The organism is Okeania sp. SIO3I5 (assembly GCF_010672085.1).
Classification (GTDB): domain Bacteria; phylum Cyanobacteriota; class Cyanobacteriia; order Cyanobacteriales; family Microcoleaceae; genus Trichodesmium.
In genome coordinates, this window is sequence record NZ_JAAHHT010000031.1 from 11,977 (window position 1) to 31,912 (window position 19,936).

The following is a 19,936-nucleotide window of genomic DNA, read 5'->3' on the forward strand; positions in this document are numbered from 1 at the left end:
TGACTCCTTCTTCAAACACGAGTTGCTCTATTAACAGTATTTTGTTCTACTTCTCTAGCTTTTTTACCACGCCAAAGTATTCTTATTGGCGTACCTGTAAATCCTAAATGTTGACGAAATTGACTTTGGATATAACGCCGATAATTGTCAGGAAAACGTTTAGGATCGTTAACAAATAATGCCATTGTTGGTGGTTTACTTGTTACTTGAGTTCCATAATAAATTTTACCTTGACGCCCTTGACGGCTAGTCGGAGGAGAATTCCAACTAACTGCTTCTTCTAATACTTCATTAATTACTGAAGTTGTGACTCGACGTTGATATTCATTAGCTGCATTATCAATCAAATCTATAATTTTTTCTACTCGTTTTCCAGTTAATGCACTAACAAAAATCATCTCAGCCCATTCCATAAAATATAGTCGCGATTTTACTTCCTGTTCGTAAGTATAAATAGTATAAGTATCTTTTTCTACAGCATCCCATTTATTCACGACAATAACACAGGCTCTACCATCTTCAATAATCCGATTTGCTAATTTTTGGTCTTGCTCTGTTACCCCATCTAAAGCATCAATTACAAACAGCACAACTTCGGCGCGACGAATAGCTTTAAAAGCTCGATTAATCCCAAAAAATTCTGCTCCATATTCGACATTTTTCTTCTTTCTAATTCCGGCAGTATCTATCAAACGATAAGTCTTGCCATTGCGTTCAACTACAGTATCAATAGCATCTCTTGTAGTGCCAGAAATCGGACTAACAATTGCCCGTTTTTCCCCAATAAATGCGTTTAATAAACTCGATTTACCCACATTCGGACGACCAACAATTGCTATTTTAATTTCATTAGTTTCAGGTATTTCTTCTATGCTCGGTAAATAGGTAATTAAATCATCCAATAATTCCCCAGTACCATTGCCATGAATACCAGAAATAGGATAAGGTTCTCCTAAACCTAATTCCCAAAACATAGCAGCTTGAGTCAATCCTTCTTTGATAGATTCGCATTTATTAACTGCTAGGAGAGTCGGAACAGATTGTTGACGTAACCATTGGGCAATTTCTTCATCACCGCCAGTAATACCCGTTTGTCCATCTACGACAAAAATGGCCACACTTGCTTCTGCTAGAGCGGCCATAGCTTGTTCGCGGATGAGGGGTAAAAATTCCGTATTATCATCAAATACTAAACCTCCAGTATCCACAACCTGAAACTCTCGGTCTCGCCAATATGCGTCACGATACGTGCGATCGCGTGTTATACCTGGTTCGTCGTGGACAATGGCATCTTTACTTTCGGCCAAGCGATTAACAATTGTGGACTTTCCCACATTTGGCCTGCCAATAATAGCTACAATAGGTAAGGACATATTTCAGTTATAGCGCTACGCGCTAGGGAATAGGGAATAGGGAATAGGGAATAGTAAGCTGTCAGAAGGTTTCAGGATTTATAAGTTTCCTAACCTTTGCTTCGACTGCTATATCAGTTATCAGTTATCAGTATTTCCTACTGAAATAGGAGGTTTAAAATACTGAAGTTTATTCTTTTCATTTCCCTAAAAAGGGGATGCTTGAGACCTTATTTTTTGGTCAATTTTAATTAGTAAGGACTTACGCAAAGAAACCGGGTTTTTAGGATAAATTGTTGTTTTTAACAATTAACAATGAGGAAAAAACCGGTTTCTCGGTTCCCCTAGCTAAGTCCGCAAAGAAACCGGGTTTTTAGGATAAATTGTTGTTTTTAACAATTAACACTGAGGAAAAAAATCGGTTTCTCGGTTCCCCTAGGTAAGTCCGCAAAGAAACCGGGTTTTTAGGATAAATCGTTGTTTTTAACAATTAACATTGAGGAAAAAACCCGGTTTCTCGGTTCGCCTGCGTAAGTCCTGTTAGTTTAGGTAAATAAAAAATATTTCAATTTTAATTATAGCAATAATTTTAAAGAAGCGGTCACCACTCAGCAATTAGTAGGATTATTTTTTTTAAGATTTAGAAGAAGATTTAAACTTTTCCCTATCGTCCAACCCATTTTCCCTACTCTCTGATATTTGACAACTCTGAAAACGAGATAAAAGTAATTCCTAACCTACACGAGCAAAACGAGCTTGCCAGTACATCCCGAAAGTAGTCGGCACTAACCAACTCACAGGCAAATGTCCAACTGGGGCATTAATATCAAAAATTATATTGTCATAGTTTAACCAGCGATCGCCTATACGCCATCCGACTATTTCTGCTAGTTGAGCGTAGTTTCTTTGGACTTTTTGATAAATATTATTTATCATGCTAAATCCAAAACGTTTTTGACTATATTTAAGCCAAAGTCTATCAATTATAATTAAATCATTACAGGGAAATTTCTCAATATCTTTCTGAGTTAATAGCAGGTTATCTCTTTGCTCTGCACCTGCTATTTTTAACATAATTCGTCTAGTTTCCCGATCCGCTTCTTGCCAATTTTTTACTACTAATAAATTTTGCAGTTGACTGAATTTGTTGGTCATGTTCAACAATTAATAATGAATAATTACCTCTCCTTGAAAAGAAGAGGATTGACTCGAAGGAAAATTTTTATTTATTATCCCCTATCCAAGGGGAGGCTTTAAACCAAAAAATTTCGGTAACTTCTGTTATTAATTTCACAATTATAGTAATATAAAATCATTTGTGAGTCAAAATTGTAGTGGTTTGGAGACCAAACCCCTACGATAAAATCTGACAACTTATTACTGAATTTGTTATCATGGTAACTTCTGTTATTAATTTCACAATTATAGCAATATAAAATCATTTGTGAGTCAAAATTGTAGTGGTTTGGAGACCAAACCCCTACGATAAAATCTGACAACTTATTACTGAATTTGTTAGTCATGGTAACTTCTGTTATTAATTTCACAACTATAGTAATATAAAATCATTCGTGAGAAAAAATTGTAGTGGTTTGGAGACCAAACCCCTACGATAAAATCTGACAACTTATTTAGGATTGCTATACATATTGTCTATCTAAATTTAGAATAGACTTAACCGTTAAAGAAAATTACAATTCTCAGATGATTAAATCCACAAAAACTTTAACTTTAGGAGATCATGCTATTCCTTTTGTTTTGCTCGACCAATCGGAGGAATTATTCTATTTCAGAGATGAAGCTGGTAAGCCAACAATTCTAATTTTTTATGCCTCTGATGAAATTCCTGGTTGTCAAGATATAGCTTTTGCATTTCGAGACTTAATATCTACTTTTAATAAGTTTGATTCACAAGTTTATATAGTTAGCTCTGATTCACCAAAAGTTCATCAAAAATTTGCTGAAGAATATAATATTCCTTTTCCATTGCTGTCAGATTCTCAGAATAAAATTAGTCGTCAATATGGTGTTTGTTTTCCTGGAGATAATGACCAGGAAAATATGCCATATAGGCGGACAGCTTTTTTGCTCGATCCTAACCAAAGAATAGTTAAAATTTATCATCTCAAGTATTTATCAAGTAGTATTGAAGCAATTTTAAAAGATATTAAAAATATACTGCCTAAAGAGGAACCGCGTCATATTCAGGTGCAGGCTCCGGTACTCTTAATTCCTAATGTTTTTTCTCTAGAATATTGTAATTCTTTGATTGATATTTGGCGTACAAAAGGTAATGATGAATCAGGTTTTATGCGTAAACAAGGTGAGCAAACTGTTGGATATATCGACCACACTCATAAGATTAGAAGAGACCATTTTGTGAGAGATGAAAAAACTATTAACAGTTTAAATAAAGTGATGAACTCAAGGGTATTTCCGGAGATTAAAAAAGCTTTTAATTTTAATGTTACTAGACAAGAAAGGTATAGAATAGCTTGTTATGATGGCAGTCTTGGTGGTTTTTTTAATAGACACCGAGACAATACTACGCCGGGTACGATACATCGCATATTTGCTATGACATTAAATTTGAATGTAGAGGAATATGAGGGAGGGTTTTTAACGTTTCCAGAATACGGACCTCATTTGTACAAACCTGATACTGGTAGTGCGGTGATTTTTTCTTCTTCTTTGATGCACGAAGCTACTCCCGTGACATCTGGTTTAAGGTTTGCACTTTTGAATTTTTTCTATGGAGATAAAGAGTCAGAAGCGAGGAATAATTATGAAAATAGAGCGCAGAATGATTATAATGCGGTGGTGAAACTGAATAGTTAGAATTTAGAATTTAAAATTCAGAATTGAGAAGTAATTCCTGATGCTCGTTTGAGAATTTATAGGCGTTATTTAAAATTCAGAATTGAGAAGTAATTCCTGATGCTCGTTTGAGAATTTATAGGCATTATTTAAAATTCAGAATTGAGAATTCAGAATTGAGAAGTAATTCCTGATGCTCGTTTGAGAATTTATAGGCGTTATTTAAAATTCAGAATTGAGAATTCAGAATTGAGAAGTAATTCCTGATGCTCGTTTGAGAATTTATAGGCGTTATTTAAAATTCAGAATTGAGAAGTAATTCCTGATGCTCGTTTGAGAATTTATAGGCGTTATTTAGAATTCAGAATTGAGAATTGAGAATTTAGAAGTAATTCCTGATGCTCGTTTGAGAATTTATAGGCGTTATTTAGAATTCAGAATCGAGAATTGAGAATTGAGAATTTAGAAGTAATTCCTGATGCTCGTTTGAGAATTTATAGGCGTTACTTAGAATTGAGAATTGAGAATTGAGAATTGAGAATTGAGAATTCAAAATTTAGAAGTAATTCCTGAGTGAGTTTGAGAATTTATAGGCGTTATGTGAAGGAAAAAACTTCTAAACAAGATTTGCTATTACAAGAAAGTCAAGAACAACTAGAAAAACAGAAAAATCAAACCAAAATTTTCTATCTCACTCCTGATGATAATTGTTTATGCAAATCTAGAGTAAAAATTTAATCTGATATATAGCAATTCCCATAGTTATGAGGTACATTCACAATCCCCCTAAATCCCCCTTTGTAAGGGGGACTTTGAAGGTTCCCCCCTTATCAAGCTATCCCTTATAAAGAACTCCTGAAAACCTTGTGGGGAGGAGGGGGAGGATGGGGAGGAGGGGGAGGATGGGGAGGAGGGGGAGGATGGGGAGGATGGGGAGGATGGGGAGGAGGGGGAGGATGGGGATACGGAAGTTACATGAATAAAAGCGGATTTTTCTGCCACACCTGTGACACCTGTGACACCTCCCACACTTCCCACACCTCCCACACCTCCCACACTTCCTACACCTCCCACACTTCCCACACGAACCCACCCTCTCCTACTTTTTTCTAGGCGTGACAATAAATTGACCCTGCCTTTGTAAGGGGGACTTTGAAGGTTCCCCCCTTATCAAGGGGGGTTAGGGGGGATCTAAAACTGTACTTCTTATTTTAAATAACTGCTATACTTTCTCAAGATTAATTTCAGAAAATAGTCGAATAAATTAGAGGAAATTTAACTAATTGTGGAAAGATTAATATCAGCACTAGGATTAATAGTTTTTGTGGGTTTAGCTATTCTGTTATCTGCAAAAAGAAAGGCAATTAAGTGGCAACCTGTTTTCTGGGGAATAAGTTTACAACTATTATTTGCATTGCTAATTTTAAAAAGCACAACAGGTTTAGCAGTGTTTAAATTTATTGCCGATCTTGTTAGTCAGTTACTCAAATTTTCAGATGCAGGAGCAAAATTTGTCTTTGGAGAAAGCTATCTCGACCACTTTTTTGCCTTCCAAATACTACCAACAATTATCTTTTTCTCTTCATTAATTACTATTTTGTATCACTATGGAATTTTGCAACAGGTAGTCAAAGTATTTGCATGGATAATGCTGAAAACGATGAAAACTTCCGGCGCCGAATCTCTCGCTTGTTCCGCTAATATTTTTGTGGGTTCAACCGAATCACCGTTGCTCATTAAACCTTATGTGGAAACTATGACTCTTTCAGAATTACACGCGGTGATGACAGGTGGTTTTGCTACAGTTGCTGGAGGAGTATTGGCAGCTTATATTTCTTTTGGAGTACCTGCCGAACATTTGATTGCTGCATCGGTAATGTCGGCACCCGCAGCATTGGCAATATCAAAAATCTTGTTGCCAGAAACAGAAGAGTCTCCGACTGCGGGAACGGTAAAGGTAGAGGTAAACCAAACTTATGCAAATGTTATTGATGCAGCAACAGTAGGTGCTAAAGAAGGAGTAAAATTAGCAGTCAATGTGGCAGCAATGTTGATTGCTTTTATAGGGTTGATTGCAATGGTAAATGGACTATTGGGATGGATAGGTGCTGGTGTGGGGTTGCCTCAGTTATCCTTGGAGTGGATTTTTTCCATATTATTTGCACCTGTTGCTTGGTTGATGGGAGTACCTTGGGTCGACTGTCCTGAAGTGGGGGTTTTGCTAGGAAAGAAAACGATCTTGAATGAATTTATCGCTTATTTGGATTTAAAGACACTGATTGAAAATGCTCAAAAAGGGGAAACAGTAAACGTTATTTCTGAGCGATCGCAAATTATTGCAACTTATGCTTTATGTGGGTTTTCTCATATTAGTGCCATTGCGGTACAGATAGGTGGAATTAGTTCTATTGCACCATCCCGACAGCACGATCTAGCAAAATTAGGAGTTAGGGCAATGATTGGTGGATCTATTGCTTGTTTTATGACTGCTTGTATCGCAGGAATCTTGTTGTAGAGATTTACAGCATATTTGGGGTGATGTACAAGATAAATGGCGAAAATCTTGTAGTGCGGGGATATTACCCGCTCCGGGGTTTACCTCATAACAGTGGGAAGTGATGTATATCATGTCCGGATCAGAGCGTGATAGAACTCCGTTCCGCTTACGCGACCAAAAAACTTTCTCCCTTTCAACCTGTTCTTTCCTTCTGCCTTACTTCCTCCAAAGTGTAATATCATGTCCGCATAATCAGTGATCAAAAAACCTTTTCCCTTCTAACCTTTTCTTTCCTTCTGCCTCCTGCATTCTGCCTTCTGCCTTACCTCCTCCAAAGAGTAAGTATTAAACCGGACATGATATAAGTATTCAAACAGACATGATATTAGATAGGGCTTGCTGATTAAATCTAAAAGCATTTACAGATAAAGCTTTTAGCCTTTTTAGGTCGAAAAAAGTACCAGCTTTTCGGTGGATAGAGCTGCAAAAAGTTAGTATTTTAGGCTGATTATGGCAGAAAAATTAAGGGATAATTTTTCCGACTGTCTCCTCTATAATTCGCATTTATCCTGACTCCTGACTCCTGACTCCTCCCCAAACCCCAAGCATACTTTTTCAGCAAGTCCTAGATAGTAGTTGCCACTTGACCACAACCTTGGTTAGCAGGGACCGCCTCTGCTATTTTTTTGGGATTGGGTAAGTTAAGATTATTCATAAGTTCAATGAAACTAGCCCGATTATGTCCGGCAAAGCGAGGGTTAAACTGCTTTTCTTCCTCAATGGTAGAGACTGTTTTGCCTTTGTAATCGTGACCAGGATAAACTAAAGTAGCATTTGGTAGAGTAAACAGTTTCTGAGTAATGTAGTCATAAAGTGTTCCCGCATCTCCATTTTGAAAATCTGTACGACCGCAACCTCGAATTAACAGAGAATCTCCTGTCAAAACACTAATATTATTTACGAGATAGGACATATGACTATCTGTATGACCAAGGGTTAAGATCGCTTGTATATCAACTTCTCCTATTTTTAAGACTTCTCCATCTCGAATGAACCGATCTGCACAATCAACTTTGGCATTTTTGGGGAGTATTCCTTCACAACCTGTTAATTCTCTCAATTTCCCTGTTCCTGTCACATGGTCAGCATGAATATGGGTTTCTAAACAATAGCGCAGTATGAGTCCCAGTTCTTTAATGAGTTGAAAATCCCGTTCCACCTGTTCTAAAACTGGATCGACTAAAACTGCTTCTTTGGTACTCAAGTCAGCAATTAAGTAAGTATAAGTGCTGCTTTCTCGATCAAATAATTGACGTAATAGCATTTTTTTCCTTGGTTAAAATTGATTTCAATATTTAACATTCAAAATTTGTGTTGTTGTATATCAGATAGTTTGACTGCTATACATTATTGTCTAGTATACAGCTAAATTAACAATATAGTCAATCTTGAATTTGACTTTAGAGAGTAGGGAGTAGGGAGTAGAGAGTAGGGAGTAGGGAGCGAAAAATATTCTCGCGCGCGAGAGAAGAAGATTTTTATTATGGCTAATTAATGAGACTTGATATAAAACGCAGTCGGAAGTGGATTGAAGCAATAATTTAAAAATACTTCGATACGCTCAATCCCCAAATCTCGCTAATCCCTACTCCCTATTTCCTATTTTTCTCCCAACCAATAAATAAGTCTTCATTTCCCCTTTTCCTTTAACAGATATAACACCACGCTCCTGAAAAATATACTTATTCTGTAATAAATTATAAGTGCTAGTGGTAACCTGAATCGCACCAGGAATTCCATGAGATTCCATACGACTAGCAGTATTAACAGCATCACCCCACAAATCGTAAATGAACTTTTTCGTGCCAATAACTCCAGCAATAACAGGTCCGGAATTAATCCCAATGCGGATACTCAGTTCACAATTATTCTCTAGATTAAAATTAGCGATCGCTTCCTGCATATCAAGCGCCATTTCTGCTACTGCCTCAACATGATCTGTGCGTGGAATAGGTAAACCACTAGCAACCATGTAAGCATCTCCGATAGTTTTAATTTTTTCTAGTCCGTAGCGATCGCTCAAACAATCGAATTCTGAAAATATTTTATTGAGTAATATGACTAAATCTTTAGGGGGAATTTTTTCTGAGAGTAAAGTAAAACCGACAATATCAGCAAACAGAATTGTCACATCTGCAAACCCCTCAGCAATTTGATGATGTCCTTCCTTTAATCTGTCTGCTATTTGTTCTGGTAAAATATTCAGTAGTAGAGACTCTGACTTTTCCTTTTCCTCCGCCAGTTCAGCAGTACGTTCAATAACACGTCGCTCTAATTCTGTTGAAGTCTGTCGGAGTTTCGAAATCACCAAAGTTATTCCGGCAACTCCGAGAACAGATAATCCTACTAATGTCAAAAATGTATCTCGTAATCCTGCATGGGTTGTCTCAATAACAGCATCGAGTGGTTGAGTAATTTCCAAAACACCTCGTAGATCCCCAACTTTCCAATCTTTTTTTGGACTATCTGGGTGATTATTATGACAACTAATACAACTAGGTCTCATAATGTCTGCTTCAGCATATCGGAACGAGGGACGACCCTGAAAATCAACAAACTGATAGAATGGTACATCTGGGTTTTTTTCCAAATGGCGGATAGCTTTGTATTCAAAATTGTCTCTAGGACCACCTTCTGCTTGACGCGAAGGAAAAGGATAGTTACTGTAAAGACGGACTGACATTTCTGGATTTTTTAACCGGATACGCTCACCTAGTTCAATCAAAAATGTTGCTGGTATCGGAATTGCTCCTTCTGTCGTTCTGTAGTCGTGAGTCATACTAATACCTTCAACTTTCATAGCATTAGGGACTACTTCTGAACTGTATAGTGTACGAGCTTCTTTGATACTCTCAGCATAGTGACTGGCACTTTGAAGTGCCTGTGATTTAATCAGGTCAGATGAGAGACGATAAGTATTCCATAAGCTAGCTGTAATACCTATGCAGAACATTAAGCTTAATACTAACGCTGTACGTTTGTAGAGTTGGTGGATGAATAAGGTTGTCACCCTGTAAATGAGTTTATCCATAATACTTCAAACTAAAAAAAATAATTTATTGCTTCATCTTAGCTAACACTATTCAAGTATTGCATATTATCTAATTATAGCTTTGTTTGAGTGGTGTCCAATAGACATCTCCAGAAAAGAGGGAGCAAGGAGTATAGATTAGGGGGAAATAATTGATGATTTCTGTACGATAATTTATTTTTTTTATTATTGGAGGTGTCTAAATAATTAATATAGTAATCCTAAATAGGTTGTAATATTTTATCGTAGGGATTTGGAGACTAAACCCCTTTGCGTTTAGGTTTGGAGACCAAACCCCTACAGTTTTTTTCTCACAAATGATTTCATATTGCTATAATTAAATAATTCAAGGATTCAGGTTTAAATCCTGCTATTTTTAAGCTGAAAACATTGAATTTTTCCGAATAGTTTCAATCCTCTCACTCAAAGGCAGAAGTAATTATTGGTAGTCATGTAGATGTCGTGATTTATTGTAGAGAAAGGGAACACTTAACTCTTAACTGGGAACAGTAAACCACCTTCAATTATTAGTTTCAAAGAAATCATATTTCCGGGAAAATTTGACTTTTTTTATAATCTCACTACTTGTACACCACTACCTAATTATTAATTGTTAATTGTTAATTGCTGAAAACCCAAAATATAGATTGAAAGTTGAGTTATTGGTTAAGTAATTTTAATTCTGCTCGCCTCTTTCCTAAAATCCTCAACTTCTCTATCTTACGAATTTTATTAAACAAGCAGTTAGCACGTAAGGATTCAGTTTGATTATTTTTTTAACCTGAACGAAGGAGATTTTAAGCAGAGCTATAGCAATCCGCGCATAGGTTGTCAGATTTTATCTAACGGGGTTTGGTCTCCAAATCCCTTTGCGTTTAGCTTTGGAGACCAAACCCCTACAGTTTTTTCTCACAAATCATTTTAGATTGCTATATAAAAGCTGTTAACGAAGTTACCACTCAGGAGCCTAACTGAATGCTAAAAGCTGATAGCTAGTTAACAGTATATTGATTGACAATCAATTAATAGTCTGCTACATTATCTATGGAAAATAAAGGTAAAAATTAAATTAGTAATAGTTAAAAATATGCCGAAGAAAAAAAGATTTAACTTAGATTTATTAAATGATTTTTGGTCAATTGCTAAAGTTTATTGGTTCTCAGAACAAAAATGGCGAGCTAGGGGTTTATTATTACTGGTAATTGTTTTACTGGGAACATTTACTGTATTTAATTTATTACTCACGAATCAAAGAGCAGAATTTATTTCTGCACTATCTGCTCAAGATTCTGATAGATTCTGGCAGTCAATTCTACAATTTTTTGGTACAGTTGTAATTGCTGTACCTTTTGTGTCTTCCTACTCTTTTATCCGACAAAAACTTAGTATATTTTGGCGCAGGTGGATGACTGATAGTTTTATGAAAAGCTATTTAGGCGATCGCTCTTTCTATAAAATTAGTTACAACCAAGAAATTGATAATCCTGACCAACGTATTGCTCAGGATATTAAAAGTTTCACAGACCAATCTCTGAGTTTTCTTGTAATTATTCTCAATGCCATATTTCAGTTATTTGGTTTTAGCGCTTTGTTATGGTCAATTTCTAAACCATTAGTATTTTTTGTAGTTGCTTATGCTATTGCTGGTACAGTAATCACGACAGGAGTATTTGGTAAAGTTTTAATAGGAATTAATTTTGAACAACTGAAGCGAGAAGCTAACTTTCGTTTTGGTTTAATTAGAATTCGAGAAAATGCTGAATCTATAGCTTTTTATGGAGGCGAAAAACAAGAATTACAACAAGCAAATAACCTATTTACCGATGTTTTTGATAATTTTAATCGGTTAATTCAATGGCAACTATATTTAGATATTTTTAGAAATAGTTATGAATTTATTACTTTCGCATTACCATCTATAATTATTGGTCGGCGTGTACTTTCTGGTGAATTAGAAATAGGGGTAATTACTCAAGCAGGAACAGCTTTTATTATTATCTTAAGTTCCTTAACACTTATTGTTAGTCAATTGGATAGACTTACAGAATTTGCTGCTGGAATTAATCGTTTATCTACTTTTTCTGCCATTATTGAATCATCTCCTGAAGTTCCTGAAGGTGAATCAACTATTGATACATTTGCTATTGAATCATCTCTTGAAGTTCCTGAAGGTAAATCAACTATTGATACAGTAGCAAAGTCTCGTCTAACTTTAGAACATTTGACATTAAAAACTCCTAATTATAAAAGAACTTTAGTCAGAGATATTTCTGTGGAAATACCATCAGGAAATGGATTATTAATTATGGGAGCTAGTGGCAGTGGCAAAAGTTCAATTTTAAGAGCGATCGCTGGTTTATGGAACTCTGGGACAGGGGCTATTTATCGACCTAAATTGAATGAAATATTATTCTTACCTCAGAAACCTTATATGGTTTTAGGATCTCTGCGTCAACAACTTTTATATCCCCAGACTAATCTAGATATTTCTGATGTAGAAATACAACAAGTATTAGAAAAAGTAAATCTTCCCGAATTAGCAGAAAGATTTGGTGGTTTAGATGCAGTAGAAAATTGGAGTCAAGTTTTGTCAGTGGGAGAACAACAAAGGGTTGCTTTTGCCAGATTATTTTTAACTAAACCTAACTATGTAATTCTTGATGAAGCTACCAGTGCTTTAGATGTGCCAAGTGAGGAAATTTTATATCAAGAATTGCAAGAAACATCCACAACATTTATTAGTGTTGGGCATCGTCCGACTTTAAAAAATTATCATCAACAATTACTAGAAATTACTGCTGATGAATCCTGGCAACTTCAATCTATTACAACTTAAAATAAGTATAGGAATCCTAAATAAGTTGTAAGATTTTATCGTAGGGGTTTGGTCTCCTTTCCCCAAGCTAAGGCGTTGCATAATTAGGAATGATGAAACCCGAAAGTAGGTATTTTTGGATAACCATTTCTTCAATATATGTACAGTTGAAAATATATTATCATTCTTTAATGTGCAACCCCCAAGCTAAGATGGGATTGGGAAACCAAACCCCTACATTTTTTTTCACAAATCATTTAAGATTAGTATATCTAAGTATAGGATGACTTTTGGTAATTAGTATAGATTAGGTTTTAATAATTATTCGCGAGGTAAGGTAAGTATTTCCTGCGGGATGCTTACTTCGCCGAAATAAAAGGTGACAATTTATAATTTGTCTACCGATATTTGAACAAATACGTCTATTAATGGGGTTGGTGATTAGGTAATGTTCTTCAATATTTATGAACTGTACAACTATAGTTTTTTCAGAGATATTTAAGACAAAAGCATTACGCATTTACCAACGCCCTATTAATTGCAAGTTTGTGTGTGTCAAATTTAGTTCTGGTATTTTTATTGATTATAAATACGGAAACAAAATTGTTAAGTTTGAAGAATTAGGTAGGAAACAAAACACTCCGCTAAAACACGCAAAGAAAGACAAAAATATGAATATCAAAGCTATTGCTCTTGCAATCGTTACACTAGGTAAGATTTAACTCTTACCTAGTGCCTAAAACTAAACATAAATATACTCTACACTTTGCCGAAATTGCTCCCAAAACCCCTCAATAAATCCTTCTGCTAAATTTTCCAACTTATCATCATCAAGATTCTCAATCTTTTGCTCAACAACACCTTGAATACTCCAAGGCTTATTTATTCCCCGGTTTACCCCAATTCTTAATCGCCTGATCCAATTCGGGAAACTTTGAGCGAGCATCATCAGGCAATCCAGCCCAAAAACGTTTAATCCCATCCCGCCCCCGCATAAATGCCTGCTTAATAGCAATATTCCTGAATGCCGTCATCCCCAAAATAGCAAGCGACCACACCTCATTTAATAAATCATCCCTAATCTCCGGATTAAGATTCCATGCCAACGATAACGCCCTGACATTAATTTGCACTTTGGGAGGATTAAACAACCCCCCAACCAAAATCCCCGCAATCCCCTTTCCCCAAAATTCTCCAGCTGGACCAGACAGCGCTGTATTAGTAACTGCTCCGAAAGATTGGGAATATTCTAGTTTTCATTGTTATGTAAAAGCGGGAATTTATGAGCAAGTGTGGGGTGCTTCAGAAAGACTTATTTTTGATAGTAACATTGGCAGAGAATAAAACGTAGGTTGGGTTAAGCGACAGCGCAACCCAACAAACCAAGATATTGTTGACAAACCAAGATGGTGTTGGGTTGAGTCACGAAACCTAACCTACTTTGAGAGCGATCGCCCAACCCAACAAACCAAGATATTGTTGACAAACCAAGATGGTGTTGGGTTGAGTCACGAAACCCAATCTACTTTGAGAGCGATCGCCTAACCCAACAAACCAAGATATTGTTGACAAACCAAGATGGTGTTGGGTTGAGTCACGAAACCCAATCTACTTTGAGAGCGATCGCCCAACCCAACAAACCAAGATATTGTTGACTATATCCATCCGTGTATTCGTGGCAAAATCCGTGTCTTGCCCTGACTTCATTTCAATTTGTAATGTTACTTCGATGATGTTGGGTTGGAAAATAAGTTGAATTATCAGAGGACTATAATTGCCATTTTCTACAGACATTAATCTGAATAAGTTGACTAATATAATAGTTACAAAGGCGATTTTTTTGGCAAGAGTTTTAATCTTCTTCATTGTTGTATCCTGAATTTAATTTTACTTGATTCTATTGTGACTAACTGAAATTAATTTTGAAAATATAAATAGATGTCAAATCTTTGGGAGTAAAGGCAAATATTCGGGGCTAAATAGAGCAGAAATAATGGCAATTTTTCCCAAATAATTTCAAATAGCAGCAAATAACGTTAAATAACAAAATCAATTAAATTGTTGTTTTTTCCTGCGGGGAATGGCTAAAATGGGAATATCTCAATTAAACATTCCTGGGAGGGAAAAGATTATGATAGAGACAGAATTTTTGGAGGATTTTAGTCGTTCTCTATTTCTAGAAAAGGTAAGTGGAGATGCTGAAGAATATAGATGTTTTGTTGGATTACGTTTGGACCCGAAAAACTATTTTTTAGAGAATAAAAGAAGCAGGCGATATGAGAATACGGAACACGAGCGAGACTGCCAAGATATTGCTACTTTGATGACAGCTAGAAATTTTCCTCAAGGCGATATCCAGAAAACTCAAAAAACTGTTATTGAGGAAATAGTTAATCTATACAAAGTTGAACTTGAAAGCGATAAACAAGATAGTCAAAGTTGGATAAATGTAAAGCGGGGGCAAAGAGGAATTTGGCAGCAAGTTTATGATTGGTTGTGGAAGTATAAGTTTCCTCGGTGGGAACTCGATCACCTATTTTGGGAACCTTTAAAGCATAAAACTTCTGGTTTAGATTGGATAAAAATCAGGAGTAATACCAAGGTGAGAAACTGGGAAATACCTGTTATTGAACCTGAACTTTTGCCTGTAGGGGAACCACTTTGGATTTCGATTCAACTACCACCAGAACATGATTATTTGTTGTTACTTTATCGGGGTTTGACTCAACAGTGTTTTTTGTGCCCTTCCTATATTTTTGCTCCCGAATATAAACTTTCAGATAATAAGATTTTAATGCCACAAAGGGAGTCTTTTTGGTATCAGAAAAATCAAGATGGCATGAAGTTGACTACGCCAGGAACTCAGGAGTTTGTGGCGATCGCTCTCAAAGAAGTTCTAGATTTGGATTGGTTAAAACCGAGGCGAGAGGAACCTGTTGTTGCTTGGACGAGCGATCGCTTGACTCAGCTTTCGCAGTGGTTAGATGATAACCCCAATAGTTGGCAGGGTTGTTATCAGCAGTTTACGGTAGCGTAGGTTGGGTTGAGGGTAGCTCACACGGATTATGGCACGGATAGCTCACACAGATTATGGCACGGATAGCTCACACAGATTATGCCACGGATACACGGATTATGGCACGGATAGCTCACACAGATTATGCCACGGATACACGGATTATGGCACGGAGAAGCTAATTCCCTAGGTGGTTTGGGCAATTCCTACCACTTCCTAGGGCAGTACGAGCGGGCTATTGAATATCACCAACAGTATTTAACCATTGCTAGGGAAATCAAAGACCGCCAAGGAGAAAGTGTTTCTCTGGGCAACTTGGGCAGCGACTACCACTCCCTAGGTCAGTACGAGCGGGCCATTGAATATCACCAACAGCATTTAACCATTGCCAGGGAAATCAAAGACCGCCAAGGAGAAGCTAATTCCCTCAACAGTTTGGGCCTTGCGCACCAAGAGTTAGGTCAGACTAAAGAAGCTATTCAAGCTTTCCAAGCTAGCCTGACAATAGCAACTCCCGAAACTATGCCCGATAGTTGCATCGCAGCCGGAAACAACTTAGGCAAAACCCACTGTACTCAGGGTAACTGGGAACTCGCCATTACAGGTTATCAACCTGCCATTGAAGCTATCGAACTCACTCACAATTCCTCCCTCACCGACGATCGCTGTAAACAAATCCTCGAAAACTACCTGGGTGTCTATGATAAAACTGTGCAATGCTACATCAAGTTGGAACAATACGAAAAAGCCCTCGAATATGCCGATCGCTCTCGTTCCCGTTTCCTTGCCGACCTCTTCCACAACAAAGACCTCCACTCCAAAGGCGACATCTCGCCCCAGGTTCAAGAGTATCTCGACTTACAACAGCAAATTGATGGCCTCCGGTTTGTCTCCCCTTCTGATGGCATGATGGGAGAACGTTTATCTACTATCGCCTCCCCCGAAGCTAAACGAGAAAAAATCAGACAGTTAGGAGCCACAAAACAGCAAATTTTGGAAAATATTCGTCGTGAAAATCCAGAATTAGCGGCACAACTCCAACCCACTCCTTTGAGTTTCCAGAAGATACAGCGGTTAATTCCTGATCGCAAAACTGCCTTGCTCAACTTCTACAGCACTAATGAAGATACCTTTATTTTTATCCTGCGCTATCCTAATACTGGGGAGAGGTCAGTCGCCTGCTATATCTGCAAAGGGGAAGGTTACAAAAACCTACAAAAATGGATTTGGCAAACCTGGCTCAACTCCTACATTAATATCAAAAACTCCAAATTCATAGTCATCGCCCCACTTCTCAACTGCAAACCAGAAGATATCGAAACCATTGAAACTACCAACACTGCTGCTTTAGTCACATTAACCGATGGTTCTCAAAAAACTATTAATATAAGCCAAGAATTCCTCAAACAAACTCGCAAAAAACGCGACCAACTCCAGAAAGAATGGCAAAACCAAATGGAACCCACCCTCGCCGAACTCTCCCAACGTCTCCAACTCCAGCAACTCATCGACAACCATCTCCAAGACATCGAAGAGTTAATCATTGTACCGCACCTAAACCTACACCAAATTCCATTCGCCGCCCTTCCCATCTCCCCAAAAGTGGCAGAAAACCCAGAAACCACTGCCCCAGTTCTCCAAACTGCCGGACAAACCCGCGACTACCGAAATATTGCTGGTATAGATGATACCTCGGACACCAAACCAACCCCACCTAAATATATAGATAACAATGAATATCTGAGCGATCGCTTCCGCATCCGAGTAGTACCCAGTTGCCAAATACTCGACTTCTGCCACCAACGAGAAGCGATCGCCACCAAAACCGTCGGCATTGTCGAAAACACCACAGGAGACCTACACTTCACCCCAGAAGAATGTCGTAAACTTGCCGAACTCTACAAAGTTCCCCCAGAGCGCCACTTAAAAGAAGAAAAAGCCACCATTGCCAACTACCTCAAACTTGCGCAACAAGTAAACGTTCTCCACTCTAGTCATCACGCCAGCTCAAACCTCAGCAACGCCCTAGAGTCTGGGTTGCGACTATCTGACGGCACATTAGACTTAGCGAACCTATACATTCAGAGTTTTCCTCAACTTTCAGAAGTCTTTCTTTCCTGCTGCGAAACGAATTTCACCCTCTCTGAAATCACCGATGATGTACTAACATTAGCGGGAGGTTTCCTGACAGCAGGAGCGCGGAGTGTAGTCAGTACATTGTGGTCAGTGCAAGACGACTCCACGGCAGAGTTTTGCGAGTTATATTATCAATTCCGCAACCAGGGAGAAACCAGCCCGGAAGCATTAAGAAAAGCACAATTTGAACTCCGGAAAATTCCACGTTTCAACCATCCCTATTATTGGGCGGCATTTGTTTCCCAGGGTTAGTTAAGGTGTGGGAGGTGTGGGAGGTGTGGGGAGTGTGGGAAGTGTGGGAAGTGTGGGAGGTGTGGGAGGTGTGGGAGGTGTGGGAGGTGTGGGAGGTGTGGGAGGTGTGGGAGAAGTAGGTTGGGTTAAGCGACAGCGCAACCAAACACGAACCCAAATAATCAGGCAAGAAGTAGTGGACCGACACACCTTAAATGGTGCATTAGATGCGAAGTGTGGGGAGGGTGGGAAGTGTGGTCCGGGTGGGGAGAAAAAGACACCTGGAAACAAAAATAAGAGTGCACAGTTTTAGCTGTGTCAGTCTAGTAGGTTGAGTATAATTTAGAATTCAGAATTTAGAAGTGAGTAGGTTGGGTTAAGCGACAGCGCAACCCAACACAAACCCAAATAATCAGGCAAGAAGTAGGTTGAGTATAATTTGGAATTCAGAATTCATATCATGTCCGGTAGCATCGTTTGTGTATAGAGTTAAGTCACAACTGGAAGAAACCCTCCTGACTCCTGTACGGACGTTGCATAACAAAAATGCGAACGTCCCTACCTCCTGACTCCTCCATTTTTATTTATAACTATTCAACCGGACATGATATCAGAAGTGATATAGAATCCGGTTATATAGTATATGTTCATTATTAAATCGGACAATCGGACCATCTCCCCCAACAATACACTCTTGTATTCAACTGGATTTGATATTACTCCTTACTCCTTACTCCTTACTCCTTACTCATTACTCATTACTCATTACTCATTACTCCTCAGTAATACGATAACTAATTACCCGGATTCTATATGAGTAGGTTGGGTTAAGCGACAGCGCAACCCAACACAAACCCAAATAATCAGGCAAGAAGTAGGTTGAGTATAATTTAGAATTCAGAATTCAGAATTCTAAATTCTGAATTCAGTGAGTAGTGGACTGTTTCAGCTAAAATAGTGCATTAGAGAGTAGGAGAGTAGGGGAGAAAGATTGTTGTTGGGTTACCGTTCCCTACCGGACGCTACCCGAACGGGATCTTGCTACGTTATACTTCTTAATCCGTATATCTGTGGCATAATCCGTGTGAGCAAATCAACCCAACCTACTTCTTTTTAACTGTGGTTTCTTAGCAGGAGGTTTTTTTGTAGTCGCGATCGCCAATACTCCCACTACCCTAATACCTCCTTTGCGCAAAACCTCTATGGCAGAATTCACTGTTGCACCAGTTGTATAAATATCATCTACCAACAAAACGGAAACGCGGGGACGACGGTTACGCAAATCTTTCCCCACTACAAAAGCATCCTTTACCGTTTCCAACCTCTCCCCACGAGACAAACCAAATAATGCCTGGGTTTGCTTCACCCTTGCCAAACCATTTCGCCGTATCTGCAAACCTGTTGCTTCACAAAAACTATTGGCCAATAGTTCCGCCTGATTAAAACCTCGTTCCCTCTGCTTTTTTTTGTGCATGGGAATGGGTACAACTACCACTTTGTCAAGGTTTGCTACAGAGGAAGCTAACCACCCATCCGCTAACCAATATCCCAGAGGTCTTGCTATTTGGGGGTTATCTTCATATTTCATGGCAGCGATCGCTCGTTTGAGAGTATCTTTATATTGACCCCAAATGAATACGGGTATTTCTCCTGGAAATATTTCTCCTCCATTAGGAAATTGACAGCGCCAAACTTGTTTTTCGCAATATTGACAAAGCTCTCTGTCTGCCGATCGCTGACAAAGAGGACAGTTAGGTTTAAGAAATATATTTAGAAACGGTTTAAGGATTTTTTTCCAGATAAATTTAATAATTTTCATTTCAGTTTTTAGAGAGGGAACAGGGAGTCATTTCAGTTATCAGTTAGCCTCATAAGGTCGTAACTGCGTTAACAGTTATCAGTTATCAGTGAACCTCCGACTAAACTCGGAGGCTTGAAATACTGAATTAAATATTTTTTTCATCCCCTTGAAAGGGAAGGC

General features: G+C 38.0%; 17 protein-coding genes. 8 read left to right on the forward strand and 9 right to left on the reverse strand.

Annotation, left to right across the window (positions count from 1 at the left end; genetic code table 11):
- Positions 1-11: 11 nt before the first annotated feature.
- Both der and F6K40_RS09755 read right to left on the reverse strand, forming a co-directional pair.
- On the reverse strand, positions 12-1,373 hold the full coding sequence (gene der / locus F6K40_RS09750) for a ribosome biogenesis GTPase Der (RefSeq protein ID WP_293134780.1): 1,362 nt from the start codon (positions 1,371-1,373) through the stop codon (positions 12-14).
- 711 nt (positions 1,374-2,084) lie between these two features.
- A complete protein-coding gene (locus F6K40_RS09755) occupies positions 2,085-2,507 on the reverse strand; it encodes a GUN4 domain-containing protein (RefSeq protein ID WP_293134782.1) in 423 nt (140 codons plus the stop codon).
- A 549-nt stretch (positions 2,508-3,056) separates the two neighbouring features.
- On the opposite strand from F6K40_RS09755, the gene F6K40_RS09760 reads away from it, so the two are divergent.
- Together F6K40_RS09760 and F6K40_RS09765 are read left to right on the forward strand one after the other, a co-directional pair.
- Entirely contained in the window at positions 3,057-4,190 is a 1,134-nt protein-coding gene (locus F6K40_RS09760) for a redoxin domain-containing protein (RefSeq protein WP_293134784.1), read from the forward strand.
- Positions 4,191-4,769: 579 nt separating this feature from the next.
- Entirely contained in the window at positions 4,770-4,907 is a 138-nt protein-coding gene (locus F6K40_RS09765) for a hypothetical protein (protein ID WP_293134786.1), read from the forward strand.
- Between the two features lie 48 nt (positions 4,908-4,955).
- On the opposite strand, the gene F6K40_RS09770 is transcribed toward F6K40_RS09765, so the two are convergent.
- Complete coding sequence (locus tag F6K40_RS09770) at positions 4,956-5,291, reverse strand: hypothetical protein (RefSeq protein ID WP_293134788.1); 336 nt, start codon at positions 5,289-5,291, stop codon at positions 4,956-4,958.
- Positions 5,292-5,454: 163 nt separating this feature from the next.
- On the opposite strand from F6K40_RS09770, the gene F6K40_RS09775 reads away from it, so the two are divergent.
- On the forward strand, positions 5,455-6,684 hold the full coding sequence (locus F6K40_RS09775; RefSeq protein ID WP_293134790.1) for a NupC/NupG family nucleoside CNT transporter: 1,230 nt from the start codon (positions 5,455-5,457) through the stop codon (positions 6,682-6,684).
- Positions 6,685-7,291: 607 nt separating this feature from the next.
- Here the strand turns inward: F6K40_RS09775 and F6K40_RS09780 are convergent.
- Together F6K40_RS09780 and F6K40_RS09785 are read right to left on the reverse strand one after the other, a co-directional pair.
- Positions 7,292-7,990: an MBL fold metallo-hydrolase gene (locus F6K40_RS09780; RefSeq protein ID WP_293134792.1), complete on the reverse strand. Its 699-nt coding sequence runs from the start codon at positions 7,988-7,990 to the stop codon at positions 7,292-7,294.
- A gap of 321 nt (positions 7,991-8,311) precedes the next feature.
- On the reverse strand, positions 8,312-9,757 hold the full coding sequence (locus F6K40_RS09785; RefSeq protein ID WP_293134794.1) for an adenylate/guanylate cyclase domain-containing protein: 1,446 nt from the start codon (positions 9,755-9,757) through the stop codon (positions 8,312-8,314).
- Positions 9,758-10,844: 1,087 nt separating this feature from the next.
- Between F6K40_RS09785 and F6K40_RS09790 the strand changes: the two genes are divergently transcribed.
- Complete coding sequence (locus F6K40_RS09790) at positions 10,845-12,593, forward strand: ABC transporter ATP-binding protein/permease (protein WP_293134796.1); 1,749 nt, start codon at positions 10,845-10,847, stop codon at positions 12,591-12,593.
- 443 nt (positions 12,594-13,036) lie between these two features.
- A complete protein-coding gene (locus tag F6K40_RS09795; protein WP_293134798.1) occupies positions 13,037-13,294 on the forward strand; it encodes a hypothetical protein in 258 nt (85 codons plus the stop codon).
- Between the two features lie 156 nt (positions 13,295-13,450).
- On the opposite strand, the gene F6K40_RS09800 is transcribed toward F6K40_RS09795, so the two are convergent.
- From F6K40_RS09800 to F6K40_RS09810, 3 genes are all read right to left on the reverse strand, one after another.
- On the reverse strand, positions 13,451-13,735 hold the full coding sequence (locus tag F6K40_RS09800; protein WP_293134800.1) for a hypothetical protein: 285 nt from the start codon (positions 13,733-13,735) through the stop codon (positions 13,451-13,453).
- Between the two features lie 268 nt (positions 13,736-14,003).
- Positions 14,004-14,144 (reverse strand): hypothetical protein, encoded by a 141-nt coding sequence (locus F6K40_RS09805; protein ID WP_293134802.1) that lies wholly within the window; start codon positions 14,142-14,144, stop codon positions 14,004-14,006.
- Positions 14,145-14,180: 36 nt separating this feature from the next.
- Positions 14,181-14,438, reverse strand: a complete 258-nt coding sequence (locus tag F6K40_RS09810) for a hypothetical protein (protein ID WP_293134804.1) — start codon at positions 14,436-14,438, stop codon at positions 14,181-14,183.
- Positions 14,439-14,652: 214 nt separating this feature from the next.
- Here F6K40_RS09810 and F6K40_RS09815 point away from each other — a divergent pair, with 214 nt between their 5' ends.
- The 3 genes from F6K40_RS09815 to F6K40_RS09825 all read left to right on the forward strand — a co-directional run bounded on the left by F6K40_RS09815 (position 14,653) and on the right by F6K40_RS09825 (position 18,268).
- Positions 14,653-15,609: a hypothetical protein gene (locus tag F6K40_RS09815; protein WP_293134806.1), complete on the forward strand. Its 957-nt coding sequence runs from the start codon at positions 14,653-14,655 to the stop codon at positions 15,607-15,609.
- Positions 15,610-15,732: 123 nt separating this feature from the next.
- Positions 15,733-17,976: a CHAT domain-containing protein gene (locus F6K40_RS09820; RefSeq protein ID WP_293134809.1), complete on the forward strand. Its 2,244-nt coding sequence runs from the start codon at positions 15,733-15,735 to the stop codon at positions 17,974-17,976.
- 16 nt (positions 17,977-17,992) lie between these two features.
- Positions 17,993-18,268, forward strand: coding sequence for a hypothetical protein (locus F6K40_RS09825; protein ID WP_293134812.1), 276 nt, complete (start codon positions 17,993-17,995; stop codon positions 18,266-18,268).
- Between the two features lie 780 nt (positions 18,269-19,048).
- Here the strand turns inward: F6K40_RS09825 and F6K40_RS09830 are convergent.
- Positions 19,049-19,774: a ComF family protein gene (locus tag F6K40_RS09830; RefSeq protein ID WP_293134815.1), complete on the reverse strand. Its 726-nt coding sequence runs from the start codon at positions 19,772-19,774 to the stop codon at positions 19,049-19,051.
- Positions 19,775-19,936: the final 162 nt, after the last annotated feature.

What these genes read in the sequence shown, in the direction of transcription:
- F6K40_RS09795 (WP_293134798.1), top strand. Translation starts at nt 13,037, where the DNA reads ATGAACTGTACAACTATAGTTTTTTCAGAGATATTTAAGACAAAAGCA.
- F6K40_RS09785 (WP_293134794.1), bottom strand. Translation starts at nt 9,757, where the DNA reads ATGGATAAACTCATTTACAGGGTGACAACCTTATTCATCCACCAACTC.
- F6K40_RS09820 (WP_293134809.1), top strand. Translation starts at nt 15,733, where the DNA reads ATGCCACGGATACACGGATTATGGCACGGAGAAGCTAATTCCCTAGGT.
- F6K40_RS09790 (WP_293134796.1), top strand. Translation starts at nt 10,845, where the DNA reads ATGCCGAAGAAAAAAAGATTTAACTTAGATTTATTAAATGATTTTTGG.
- F6K40_RS09760 (WP_293134784.1), top strand. Translation starts at nt 3,057, where the DNA reads ATGATTAAATCCACAAAAACTTTAACTTTAGGAGATCATGCTATTCCT.
- der (WP_293134780.1), bottom strand. Translation starts at nt 1,373, where the DNA reads ATGTCCTTACCTATTGTAGCTATTATTGGCAGGCCAAATGTGGGAAAG.
- F6K40_RS09815 (WP_293134806.1), top strand. Translation starts at nt 14,653, where the DNA reads ATGGCTAAAATGGGAATATCTCAATTAAACATTCCTGGGAGGGAAAAG.
- F6K40_RS09810 (WP_293134804.1), bottom strand. Translation starts at nt 14,438, where the DNA reads ATGAAGAAGATTAAAACTCTTGCCAAAAAAATCGCCTTTGTAACTATT.
- F6K40_RS09830 (WP_293134815.1), bottom strand. Translation starts at nt 19,774, where the DNA reads ATGAAAATTATTAAATTTATCTGGAAAAAAATCCTTAAACCGTTTCTA.
- F6K40_RS09780 (WP_293134792.1), bottom strand. Translation starts at nt 7,990, where the DNA reads ATGCTATTACGTCAATTATTTGATCGAGAAAGCAGCACTTATACTTAC.
- F6K40_RS09755 (WP_293134782.1), bottom strand. Translation starts at nt 2,507, where the DNA reads ATGACCAACAAATTCAGTCAACTGCAAAATTTATTAGTAGTAAAAAAT.